The sequence below is a fragment of the Enterococcus sp. M190262 genome (assembly GCF_005843965.1).
Taxonomy (GTDB): domain Bacteria; phylum Bacillota; class Bacilli; order Lactobacillales; family Enterococcaceae; genus Enterococcus_D; species Enterococcus_D gallinarum.
Genome location: NZ_CP040461.1, coordinates 325,559 through 337,958 on the forward strand (window position 1 = coordinate 325,559; position 12,400 = coordinate 337,958).

Sequence of the window (12,400 nt, forward strand, 5' to 3'; positions counted from 1 at the left end):
TTCGAACAGCCATTATACGTCTGCAGCGAAACGCAAAACTAAAGTAAAGCTTGGATTTAATTCAGATGAAGCATCGGTTGGGCTGGCGGTACCAGCAAATGAGAATGTATCAAAAGTGACTACTCCGTCTTTCCCGTCTAAAGTGAATAGCTCTGTCTCTGAAACAGATGACACACCATTTTCAAATAGTTCAATCCCATTGATTTCTAATCGATCGACTACGTCCATATCATACACGTCATTTACGGTCGACACATACGTCTTTACACCAACTGCAGAATTATTGGTGACTGTATAAGTTGGGGAAATGATTTCCGTATGATTTGAATCTTCGGTTGTCCAAAATAATGCAGTTGTAGGAATAGTAACATTGATCCAACGATTGGGATCGTGAGGATCCGGACCGGGTACCGTATTGTCAAATTCTCCGATGATTCCGTTCACAGTGATGTCTCCAGAATTGGCTCCTGTACGTCCATCGACTACTTGCTCCGCAAATGCCGGTATACTACTTGCTAAAATCCCAACGATTGTTGCTGTACTTAGTAAAGCTGTTGCTTTTTTCATTTTATATTCCTCACTTTTTGTTTGATTTTAGTTCTTAACGATAATCGTTAATTCAGCTTCAGTGACTCCTTGTTTTTCTTTCGTTTCAGGGTCGTAGATATTGATTGTTGCTTTTGCTTGGTATTCTCCCTTAGCTAATGGTGTGATCAAATTGACGTTTTCCACAAACTGATTGGGATAAATTGCTCCTGATGAATAGACTAGTTCTCCATTTGATAAGGTTATGTCGACCGCAATTGGATAAACGTTGGTCCCAGGATTTACAATCTCGATTGAGCCAGAACTGTTTCCATCTTCAAATACGGCTTCTGGGTTGATCTGCAACGTAAAGTAATTGGCATCCGCAATTTCCTGCGCACGTTCTGAGAGACGTTGATCCGTGGCATCGCCGGCTTCTGGCAGCAGATCGGCACTGATAATTGGTACTGGATCTTTCTGAAAATAGAAATATGCTCCCAGTCCACAGATGATTAAAGCGAACAATAATAGCCACAATAATCCTCGCTTTTTGTGTGCCCTTTCATGGGTTTGCTCCATAGGTCCCACCTCCTTATCTATGTCTTGTCTTCAGCAGCTGTCGTTAAATGTTCGAAAGTTTCTCATGGAACAAAACGCAGAATAATCTGATATTTCGGAGCAAGCGACTCTTCATAATACCCGCCTTGCTGCATCTGGTCATCTGTGATCCAACGCGGGTAAGGACCATAGTAATGACCTGACAATTTAACAGGAACATGGCTTCTTTGAGATAGACGGACAAAATGTTGTTCTGCCATTCTTTCAGAAAGCTGGACCTCGGCTTCTTCCGTCTTGATGCTCAGTCGTAAGAGCGGAATCGGAATCCCCGATTCTGAGGCTTGATCCTGATGTATTGGTGTTACATAATCAAGTGGACTCTCGCCCTCAGCCAATAATGTAATTCCTGCATCATCAGTGATAGCAAGTTGTGTGACATACGTATCAACCGGGATCCTTGATTGATTCTGAATCTCATAGTCCGCGCTTTCAAAACTGCGATTACTTTCGGCATCATCATAGAGTGATTCAAAAATCATTTTGGTAGGAATCGTAACCTTTAAGTGTCCCAATTTAGAAGACACATCAATGCCAATCCAAAATTGATACGCCTTGTTTCCTACTTCCAATCGTGCATAGTAGGTCCCATCTATAGTGGTATCGAGGGTGAGATCCGTCTCGATCACTCGAATTTCCGAAGAGAGATCCGCTTCAGTCAAGAGGTTCTTAGCTGACGCCCGGCTTTCTCGTAAAATCATCTGATGTAATTCATCATTTGATGCTAAATCATTAATGGCCAAACGATCCAATGTGATATTGTTGGCTCGATACTCGATACCTTTGATAACCTCTAGATCAATTGTTATATCTTCCAATGTGTTAACCGAAGGTTTCGAGAGAAAAAGTATTACTTTTGTAGCTGTTTCCAAACGTTCGTTTTCAGCTAAAATGATTTTAAAAGAACGGATCTGTTGCTGAGGGTCTTGATAGTCCCCCCATTCGATTCGAGGTGAGTCTTTCTCGATAACCACTGTGCTTCCATCTGTATTCTGATAAGTAATCGAAAGTACATCCACTGATTCGGTCATATAGCCGATAATTGAGTCAGATTGATCACTGACAGGATGTAGCCCTGCAGAAAGTTCTTTCAGGGTATTCGGTTCCCAGATGTAAGTTCCGGGATGGCTACCATTATAATTGTTCATAAATTCAGCAGATGAAGAAAATGCAATGGGCTGAGAACTATCAATGGAATCATACAGAATCCAACGACCGGTATATTCATTATTGACTGGGATATTTGGTAAACTAGTTGATTGACTAAAGACGGATCTTTCTCCTAAGGTAAGAGACTTTAATCCTGACATACCTCCGAACAAGTTTGTCATAGTTACAGGAATCGCATCTGTTGTCCAATCGCTTAAATCCAATTCAGTAATAGCAACCGCGTTTTGAAAAGTACCAGTCATATTCTGAACTTTAGTAGTATTCCAATCTTTTACACTTACTGTCCTTATACTAGCATTTTGAAACATCCAACTTATATCTTCCAAGCTTCTAGTATTCCAATTATTCAGATCCAAATGGATGATCCCGCTTCTTGCAAACATCATACTCATTGTCGTAGCCAGTTGAGTATTCCAATTGCCTATTGAAAGTTCTTCTAAAGAAGTTGTCCCCGCAAACATCCTTGACATATTGGTTACCTTGGACGTATCAAAATTTTCTATGGCCAATTCTTTAAGTGAACTCGTGCCATTAAACATGGCCGTCATTTCAATTACCGAGGATGTATCCCATTGATTCAAGTCAAGACTTTCCAAGGAGCTTGCATTCCCAAACATCCAGTTCATATGAGTAACTGAAGACGTATCAAATTTATTCGCACCTTCGATTGCCCTTAAATTTGATGCCCCCATAAATAATTGTCCTGAATTTGCTGGTAGGACAACCGTTTCTTTAACAACAATAAATTCAGTAGCCATTGATGGAAGTTTCCAAGGTGCTGCATCCACAAGCCCAGCAACCCCTCCATAAAGCGTAATTGTTTTTGAAACTTCATCGTAGTCCCATGGAACAGTTCCCCAGAGAGAAAGCTGACGCTGATAAACGAACACAACTGTCTGTCCCGTATCCGAGAACGTTCCTGATACATTATCGGGTACCGTAATTAATTCCCAGCCTTCGATTGTTTTAGCTTCTGCGGTATAAGTGTCTCCGTAATAACCAGTCAATGTCGCACTCTCCGCAACGTCATTTCCAGATTCATCAACATATTTCACAAGAACTTCTCCGGCTGGAATTCGCTTATAAGTAAAAACGACGGTCTGGTCAACTCCAGTAAACGTACCAGCCGCATTTTGAGGAGTTGTCATTAGTTCCCAGCCCGATATATTCTTGGCTTCTGCGATATAAGATTCTCCTTGGTAGCCATTCAGAAGCACGGTATTCGCAATCTCATTTCCAGATTCATCGACATGCCTAACTGTCACTATTCCTCCAGGAATCCGTTCATATATTGCTTGAATGACTGCTTCACCAGCTCCTTGTACCGTGATCAAGGAAGATTCTGCATAAACATCATTGACAGAAACCCCAATGCTGCTACTAATCTCCCACTTGACAAACCGCCAATTAACATTGGGTCTTGCCATTATACCTGGGATCGATCCCGTAGGTGTTGGACTCACAAATTGTTGAGGATTTCCTCCTTCTGGCGGATTAGCAATTAACTGGACTAAGGGATTATTTCGCTCTAGAGGATGATTCATTACTTGTTCTGATTCTTGCCTATTTGATTCGACGGTATTATTGGATTGAGAGATCTCCTCTGCATAAACCATATCTATGGGAATATGCGATAAAAGAATGGAGAAGACAACTAGAAATTTAATCAGTTGATCCATTTTTTTTACTTTTTCCATCATTCCCTCCTTTTGTATAAACTAGCGAATTTAACCATGCGTTTCCTACTCTACATAAGCAATAACTGCGTTTTTAAACTCGTTTAACATTCGAGCGTTTGTTATTGTCTATTTTTTAGACACATTCCTCCTTCCACCTTTTAAAATCAAAAATCTTCGTTTTTAATAAGCAAATAAAAAAACGGACAAATGACTTTGTATAAAGACAAAAATCCTTTGTCTCTAGACAGCGCAGATGAAGTGTGTCACCCATAAGTAAGCGTCTCAAAAACGAAGGCTTTTGAGACAAAAGATTGAGAAATTCAAATTTCTCGAGATTAATCATAACACCTCAAAAAAAATAAAACCCACCAATATTTTCTTTACCTAGTGAAAAAATTGACGTGATGTTCCCCTTCTTCAGCAGAAAACATTTTCTTCCTCAGGGGATTACATAACAAACGAACCGATATATTTAAAAACAGCAATGTGACAGGGATTGTTTTTTTAGAATGTTTTATTTCCGTAAATAGCAAAAAAAACTTAACGACCGCCATTTTTTTCTTGTCCTTACTCAACGCCCTGCTCTCTTCTAGACAAACAAATTCAGCAATTATTGTTTTGGTTTATCTGCTATCTTCAAAGAAAAAAACTGAGTGGGGAAAAATAGGATGTTTGAAAACGAATTTTCATTTAGTCAGACAAAATAATTCGTTATTTTACGTTATATACTTCATGTACAAAAAAAGGTATTCTTTCACTAAGAAAAATTTTCAACTGGAGGAATATAGATGTCAGGAATGGTTTATGGTTATGCGCGAGTCTCTACAAGACAGCAAGATCTTTCACGTCAATTGGATTTACTTGAGAAATATAACTGCCATAAAATTTATACAGAAAAGATTAGTGGTACGCAGGCCAATCGGCCAGAGTTGATCAAATTAAAAAAGCGCGTGAAGCAACAGGATCAAATCATCATCGAAAGCTTTTCCCGTCTTGGCCGCAGTACCAAAGACTTAATTGATTTGGTATATTTTTTTGAACAAAAAGGTGTGAAAGTAATCAGTATCAAAGAAAATTTTGATACTCAGACACCGCAGGGGAAATTGATGATGACCGTTTTCCAAGCATTTAGTCAGTTTGAACGTGATATTATTGTCGAACGTACCAAAGAAGGGCTGATTTCTGCACGGGCAAGAGGAAACATTGGTGGTAGACCCAAGGTAGATCCTCAGTTAATCCAAAAAGCTCTCCTTTTGTATCAAGAGCAGGGCTATTCAGTAGCAGAAGTTTGTCAAAAGACCGGTGTCAAGAAAGCAACGTTTTATCGTTATTTAAAACAATCAGCATTGCAAGGCTGATCACTTGGCTTTCCTTCGCTAACCCAGCAAACCACATCAAAAAACGACCATTGTTTTACGATGAAAGCAAGCTCATCACGAGTAATACAATGGTCGTTTTTCTAATTTTAACACAGCAAATTTTCTAGTGTTTAATCAAATATTCTCTGGTTCTTCTTGTTTCTGATAATATTTTTTTTCGAAATCAGTCCATGATCGGCTAAATTGATGATTCGAAAAGGCACTCTTTAAGCCGGAGCTTTGTTTGAAACGAAAGACTTCTTCTGCCTCCATTCCCAATTCTTTGGCAATCCGATCATCTGCCCATCCGCTTGCTACTAATTGTTGAACGATTTTGCTCATCTTCTCGATACCATGAGTGCCTCGAGCTCGATTATGTCTAACAGTGGAAGCCATACGGTGTTCCAATGGCTTATCGATAACAGTCACTGGCACTTCTTTTAGGTTCAACCGTTCTTTGGCCACTTGATAGCGGTGAAAGCCGTCAATCAGTAAGTATCCTTCTTTTTCGTTGTCAAAATAACAGACTAATGGTTGTGTGAAGCCGTCTTCCCGAATCGACAACTCCAAAAGTTCCAACTCGGGTTCCGCTACTTTATTGGGATTGTAGTGATTGGCGTGAATTTGAATCAATGGAACCATTTTTACAGCTAGCACAGGAAAAGCAATTTTTTCCATTAAACAGAACACTCCCTTTTGAGAAAATAATAGTTCTTCGTTTGGCGAAAAACGGTGAACCCTTTTGTCTGGAACAACGCCACTTCGTTAGGGTGATTCGTTGTGACTGTGATTTCTTGATCCGGATGTTTTTTTCGGATGTCATGCAGCATTTTTCTTAACAAAAGAGTTTTTCTGCCTGAAGCAGGCTCTTTTTCATAGAATTCGCCAATCTCGATGCGAGCTGTTTTTTTTTCATAGTAAGAGAAGCCCATCACCTGATTCAGCGAATCCACGATCACATACCAATGGCAATCCCCAGAATTAACGAGATAGGGAAATTGCTTTTGGTAGATTCGCTCAGCAAAGAAAGGCCCCATCAATTGATAGAAATGTCCTTTCTTATATGGTGGAAAAAAGACGATCAGTTGTTCTTTCAACTACTCCACATCCTTTCAGCAAATAACTGATTACGGCTGATTCTTGGTCAATTGTTCATAGGTCTTTCCTAACTTCTTCAATTGGTATTTTGGCAGGTGCTCGATGCCTAATGCCGCACCAAATTCCACAGCTAACGCATAGAGTTCAGACTCGTCTTTCTTGGTCAATGCGTATTGTCTGGTACTCAAAGAAAAATCATTTTTTTCCAATGCTTTCGCGATCCCCTTCCAGTCATGCCAAAGTACTTCATTCTTCAACCATTCTTTGCGTTTGGTTTCATCGGGAATCGCCTCTACATGAACACCGTACTTGTCCCGATAGTGAGCGATCAGAATCGATATTTTACGGTAGTAATGGTCTTGCAGATTTTTGGAATATAGCCCAATCGATTCCAGCAAAAAGACAGCGTACTCCTGCCAAGTCATGTGGGCAGGTTTTTGAGTATTGTAATGAGCCAACAAGGAAGTCCGTGCATACAAGCGGCCAAAATTTGCGCCCGAGACGCGGTTGACGACTTTCTCCCAAGTATCCGGTTCGACTAACGCATATTGAGAAAGTCCTTTTCGTTGTTGCAGGCCATATGGCTGACAAATCCGCATTTGCGTGATAGAGACCCCCTGCGTATAAAGCTTGTCATAAAAAGCATTCATCTCCCAATCAAAATGGGCATACGCTCCCCAGACATCCTCTGTCTTCCAGTCATATAATGGATAAAAGTTGACGATCGTTCCTTGATTGGTTTGATGTTTGATCCAGCAATGACCTTGATAATTGAAGTTTCGATTTAAAATGGCCCGGTAGCGATGCAAGCTTTCTTGTGTTCGAATGCCGATGCCACAAGCAACCGGCTCCCCTTTGTGATAGTTCGCATACCAAAAGGCAAAATTTCTCAGGAATTTATCTGGATTTAAATTTGCACTTTGGTACAGTTCCATCATTGATTCATCGAGATCTGCCAGCGAAATCGCATCCCTGGGCATTTCTTGGACCCACTTATCTCGTTCGGCTTCATCCCACATTTTCCACTGAGGTTGAAAAATACTAGTCGTGTTATCTTCATAAAATGGCAAGCAGAAATGATAGACCTGTTGAACGCTTTTCAGCTGTTTGATCAATTCCATAAAGTTCCGAGTTGAGCGATAATTGGCTTCGATGTCTAAAATCAACAAGTCAAATTTTTTTCCACTTTTTTGGGCAATTTGGTCAGCTAATTGGACCATTGCTCCGCTGTCTTTCCCACCGCTAAAAGAGAAATAAACATGAGAAAAGGTATTGAATATATACGTCAGACGTTCCTCAGCAGCTGCCAACACATTGATATCGCAATATTTCTTCATAAACCCCGCTTCTTTTACTTATTTTTGATTGAATTTGTGCATGTATTCACTTTCATTATAAAGTGAATTGGGGTTGCTTACAAGCCTACCTCTTAATTGCAGAATCCTTCTTAACGAAATAAACATCCAAATATTTCCACTCTTTCTTTCGATTAGGAAAAAAAATTTGTCTGTCTAACCCTGACATTGCTTGAGCTGGATCATCAATTAAGCGGATTGGGAAAATCCAATGGTTATCAAAACGTAAAAATCCCACTGGACTAGTTGCTAGTCTAGTGGGACTTTCCTTACTCCAATGGAAAATCATCGTTCGTTTTTATTGTTTCGTCACTTTCTCCAGTTGAGTGGTTTTTTTTCCACAAGATGTACACAACGATGACAGCAACCATTAAGATACCGCAATTCAACCATTTGGCATCATTTAATACGTGTAAATCTGGAGATGACAATGGATCGTTTCCCGATAGCTGTAACAAGATATTCAGCGGGCGATCAAAGAGAGTTGTCATAATCAGTAGAAAAGCCATCATGACGAATTGATGCGTGACACTCCCCTTATTTTGAGTGGTAAATTTGGCGATCATTCGCTGATCAACAGGTAAAGAAGGTTCCTGCGCATACCGTTGATTCAACCAGCTGCTGGTCAAAGATTGCCAAAAGCTTAATAAAAACAAACCAAGAACAAAACTTTGTGGAAAAAGAAGCACAAACAATGAAAGAGCCAAACCACCAAGCAGAACTGGAACTGTATTTGGAGAAATACCTTGCAGAATACGTTTGCCTAAGATCATGGACAAAATCATTCCTCCAAGATAAGGCAAATACAAATAGCGAGTCAACGCCTCTGTCCCATGTAGACTTCCTAGATAAAGCGCTCCAAATAAGAAAACAAAATTCCCTAACATGCCATTTAAAAAAGTTAGCACGTTGAGCCATGAGGGCAGCTTCCAATGCTTCTTCGCTCGTCCCAGATAAAATACGGCACCTAAGAAGAGGAAAAAGAAACCATAAATCGCCCAATCAAGCAATTGGATATTTGCCAATAAACGTGCATTCCGCAGCAAAAAGAGTAACAAGAAAAAGATTAGAAAAAGAAGCAATTCTTTAAAGGCGATCACTTTTGAATTCATTTGCTTAAAGTCGATGCTATATCTAGGATAGTGGGTAACTGTATGGTAAGCCATGACGTAAAACATCGTATACAAGCCAAATGCGGCTATCAGCTTCGTTGTGCCTGACCATTCCATCACCACTAACAACAAAATCAGTAAGAACAATGCAAAAGGCACTTTTTTACGAGTCATATTGATAAATCCCAAGTTCTTTTCATGAAGATTGACCGTGCGATTCGTTGGAACTAGCCAAGAGGCACTCAGCCCTAGCAGACTACCGGATAAATAGAAAAATGGAAAATAATAAACACCTAGAACTCCAGCAAAGGCTCCAACACCACCCATCAGCAAAGCACCAATCAGCAGTGTATAACTGTCTAATCCCAAACGTATACTGCGGATGAGAAAAATTCCTGTCATCCGTAATGTATAAAATAAAGTAAACGGCAGAATCGTTAACCAACTCTTGCCATCATTCAATCCTAGGAATAACAAATACGGAATCACGATTACCGTATTACTTAAAAGAAATGGGGTCGTTTGTGCAAACGTCACGAGCCATTTCTTGATTCGTTGAACCATCAGGAACCTCCTTATTTCTCTCTACCAATCACTCATCTGTGGTACGATCTATTGACATGTACAAGTGATCGTTTCTCATTTATTATACCTTTTCTATATAAAGACCGCACGGCTTTCCATAAAAAAAGAAGCTAAGAGTCGAAGGCGTTATTCCTTTATCGCTCGTTTAGAATGTCGTTTTTATCACTTACATCTTTTCTTCCATTGAATTCAATCATTCGCTATGCTACACTAGCGTTACTTTTGTTTGGCTGACGAACCGCTGCCCCAACCATGTTCGTTTGGACCAACTCGTTGCGAGTATTCGTGTTTTCGGATGCTCTTTTTGTCGCGTTTTTTGCCAAAAAAGAAAGTGAGTGAATCCAAATGATCCAAGTGCAACACCTCAACAAAAGCTTCAAAGTCGCGAAACGCCAAAGTGGTTTTCGTAATGCTACCAAAGCGCTCTTTCATCGAGAGGTTTCAACGATCCCCGCTTTACAAGATATCAGCTTTACGATTCAAGAAGGAGAAATGGTCGGATACATCGGTCCGAACGGTGCCGGGAAAAGTACCACCATCAAAATCATGTGCGGTGTTTTGACACCTGATGACGGAACGTGCTTGATCAACGGGCGCGTTCCATGGAAAGAACGGATCGATCATGTCCGAGACATTGGCGTTGTCTTTGGTCAACGCAGTCAGCTCTGGTGGGATGTCCCAGTCATCGACAGTTTCGAGCTGATTCGTGATATTTATCGGGTCGATCCGCAAGTCTATCGGCAAAATCTGGAAGAGCTAGTCACTTTGCTCGATCTAAGCGAAACGTTGAAAACCCCCGCCCGTTCCTTGAGTCTAGGGCAACGTATGCGCTGCGAGATTGCCGCTTCGTTGCTCCATGATCCCAAGATTTTGTTTCTAGATGAACCGACGATTGGCCTTGATGCGGTGTCTAAGATCGCGGTGCGCCAATTCATCAAAAAGCGTAATCAGGAAAAGGGAACGACTGTCATCCTAACGACCCATGACATGCAGGACATTGAAGCATTGACAGAACGCATTTTACTGATTGGTAAAGGGCAAATTTTATTAGATGGTCAATTGCCAGAGCTGAAGCAACGCTTCTCTGACGCCAAAACATTGCAGATCGATTATCTAGGAACCGCGCCGACACTTCCAGCAGGCGCCACTGTGACCCAAGCAGAAATCGGGCGATTGGAACTAACGATTGATCCAAATCAGCTGACCGTGCCGCAAGCCATCACACAGCTTAGCCAGCAAGTGGAGATCACTGATCTGTCTGTTTCCAGTATCACAGCAGAAGAAATGGTTGCTAAGTTGTATAAGGAGTACCATATATGAACAAGTATCAGGCACTTTTTCGCATCCGTTTTACAAATAGTCTGCAATATCGATCGGCAGCATTCGCTGGAATGGTGACACAATTCGTTTGGGGCATGTTGGAGATTTTCGCTTTCCGCGCCTTTTATCAGACCGATCCAGCTGCTTTTCCAATGACCTTTCAGCAAACCGTTTCTTATGTCTGGATGCAGCAAGCTTTCTTAGCATTGTTCATGTTATGGTTTTTTGAAAATGAGATTTTTGATGCCATAACATCAGGAACGATCGCTTACGAGTTGGCTCGTCCAATGGATCTCTATGACCGCTGGTTTTGCCAATCGGCAGCGAATCGCTGTGCAAAAGCGTTGCTGCGCTGCCTGCCTATTTTTGCTATCGCCTTTTTGCTGCCAGTGCCCTATCGTTTGGTCTTACCAGAAAATCTGATGAGCATACTGCTATTTATGCTGTCGCTGGTTTTAAGTTTAGGCGTCGTAGTGGCTGTGTCCATGTTGATTTATATTTCGACATTCTATACCCTTTCTTCTCTCGGGGTGCGAGTTGTGATGGGGGCAATCGGTGAATTTCTCGCTGGTGCCATTATTCCGTTGCCATTTTTCCCACAGCCTTTTCGACAAATCGCTGAATTACTGCCTTTTGCCGCGATGCAAAATGTGCCTTTGCGGATTTATAGCGGGGATTTGGTTGGAAATGCGTTATGGCTGACGCTGGGAATGCAGCTTTTTTGGTTGGTGGTATTGGTAGCTGGTGGCAAGTTTTGGATGGCTCGTGCGTTAAAACGAGTGATCGTACAGGGGGGTTGAAGATGTCTCTTTACTGGAAATATTTTAGTATCCATTTGAAAAGTCAAATGCAATATAAGGTTTCGTTCTTCTTGACGGCATTAGGCCAATTCCTTGGTTCCTTTACCGCTTTTCTAGGAATTTTGTTTATGTTTTCCCGGTTCCATCAAGTGGATGGCTTCTCATTTGAGGAAGTGCTGCTGTGCTTTGCGACAATCCTTTTTTCTTTTTCATTAGCGGAATGTTTTGCTCGCGGGTTCGACCTATTTCCGCAAATGATCGCCAATGGTGAATTTGATCGCGTATTGGTCCGGCCCCGACCGCTAGTCTTTCAAGTACTGGCTGCTAAAATGGAATTCACTCGCATTGGTCGGCTCCTGCAAGCATTGCTCTTGTTTTGCTATGTACTGCCAACAAGCGGCATTGATTGGCAGCCAATCAAAGTGCTGACTCTGACTTTGATGATTCTCTGTGGTGCCGTCTTATTCTTTTTTCTCTTTTTGATTTATGCCGCCATTTCTTTTTTCACCCTTCAGGGATTGGAATTCATGAACATCTTTACGGACGGCGCCCGCGAATTTGGCCGCTATCCATTTAGCATCTACGGCAAACATGTCTTGCGAATCTTGACCTATGTCATTCCAATGGCTTGGTTTCAATACTACCCCTTTTTATTTATCATTGGTCGGCTGGAGCAGCCACTGTGGGCGTTTTCCCCATTACTATGCTTGCCATTTGGTATTCCCGCCCTCTTGTTTTGGCGCTTTGGTCTGAGCAAGTATGTTTCTACCGGTTCGTAATGAA

Annotated in this window: 11 protein-coding genes; 4 read left to right on the forward strand and 7 right to left on the reverse strand. The window is 41.3% G+C overall.

The window, feature by feature from the left end:
- Positions 1-12: 12 nt before the first annotated feature.
- The 3 genes from FE005_RS01460 to FE005_RS01470 form a co-directional block, all read right to left on the reverse strand.
- Entirely contained in the window at positions 13-567 is a 555-nt protein-coding gene (locus FE005_RS01460) for a hypothetical protein (protein WP_103300191.1), read from the reverse strand.
- A gap of 27 nt (positions 568-594) precedes the next feature.
- Entirely contained in the window at positions 595-1,104 is a 510-nt protein-coding gene (locus FE005_RS01465) for a hypothetical protein (RefSeq protein ID WP_103300190.1), read from the reverse strand.
- Positions 1,105-1,166: 62 nt separating this feature from the next.
- A complete protein-coding gene (locus FE005_RS01470) occupies positions 1,167-4,007 on the reverse strand; it encodes a MucBP domain-containing protein (RefSeq protein WP_230320944.1) in 2,841 nt (946 codons plus the stop codon).
- Positions 4,008-4,777: 770 nt separating this feature from the next.
- Between FE005_RS01470 and FE005_RS01475 the strand changes: the two genes are divergently transcribed.
- Positions 4,778-5,347 (forward strand): recombinase family protein, encoded by a 570-nt coding sequence (locus FE005_RS01475; protein ID WP_103300189.1) that lies wholly within the window; start codon positions 4,778-4,780, stop codon positions 5,345-5,347.
- Positions 5,348-5,482: 135 nt separating this feature from the next.
- Here the strand turns inward: FE005_RS01475 and FE005_RS01480 are convergent, their stop codons facing one another.
- The 4 genes from FE005_RS01480 to FE005_RS01495 form a co-directional block, all read right to left on the reverse strand.
- Complete coding sequence (locus FE005_RS01480) at positions 5,483-6,025, reverse strand: ParB/RepB/Spo0J family partition protein (protein ID WP_138371181.1); 543 nt, start codon at positions 6,023-6,025, stop codon at positions 5,483-5,485.
- Entirely contained in the window at positions 6,025-6,444 is a 420-nt protein-coding gene (locus FE005_RS01485) for a hypothetical protein (RefSeq protein ID WP_103300188.1), read from the reverse strand. The genes FE005_RS01480 and FE005_RS01485 overlap by 1 nt, the downstream gene beginning before the upstream one ends.
- 30 nt (positions 6,445-6,474) lie before the next feature.
- Complete coding sequence (locus FE005_RS01490; protein ID WP_138371182.1) at positions 6,475-7,782, reverse strand: DUF3440 domain-containing protein; 1,308 nt, start codon at positions 7,780-7,782, stop codon at positions 6,475-6,477.
- Positions 7,783-8,069: 287 nt separating this feature from the next.
- Entirely contained in the window at positions 8,070-9,476 is a 1,407-nt protein-coding gene (locus FE005_RS01495; protein ID WP_138371183.1) for a hypothetical protein, read from the reverse strand.
- A 366-nt stretch (positions 9,477-9,842) separates the two neighbouring features.
- Between FE005_RS01495 and FE005_RS01500 the strand changes: the two genes are divergently transcribed.
- From FE005_RS01500 to FE005_RS01510, 3 genes are read left to right on the forward strand one after another with little or no spacing between them, the layout of a single operon-like run.
- Positions 9,843-10,817, forward strand: coding sequence for an ATP-binding cassette domain-containing protein (locus FE005_RS01500; RefSeq protein ID WP_138371184.1), 975 nt, complete (start codon positions 9,843-9,845; stop codon positions 10,815-10,817).
- Positions 10,814-11,617, forward strand: a complete 804-nt coding sequence (locus tag FE005_RS01505) for an ABC transporter permease (RefSeq protein WP_138371185.1) — start codon at positions 10,814-10,816, stop codon at positions 11,615-11,617. Before FE005_RS01500 ends, FE005_RS01505 begins: the two co-directional genes overlap by 4 nt.
- A gap of 2 nt (positions 11,618-11,619) precedes the next feature.
- On the forward strand, positions 11,620-12,396 hold the full coding sequence (locus FE005_RS01510) for an ABC transporter permease (protein ID WP_138371186.1): 777 nt from the start codon (positions 11,620-11,622) through the stop codon (positions 12,394-12,396).
- The last annotated feature ends 4 nt before the right edge of the window (positions 12,397-12,400 follow it).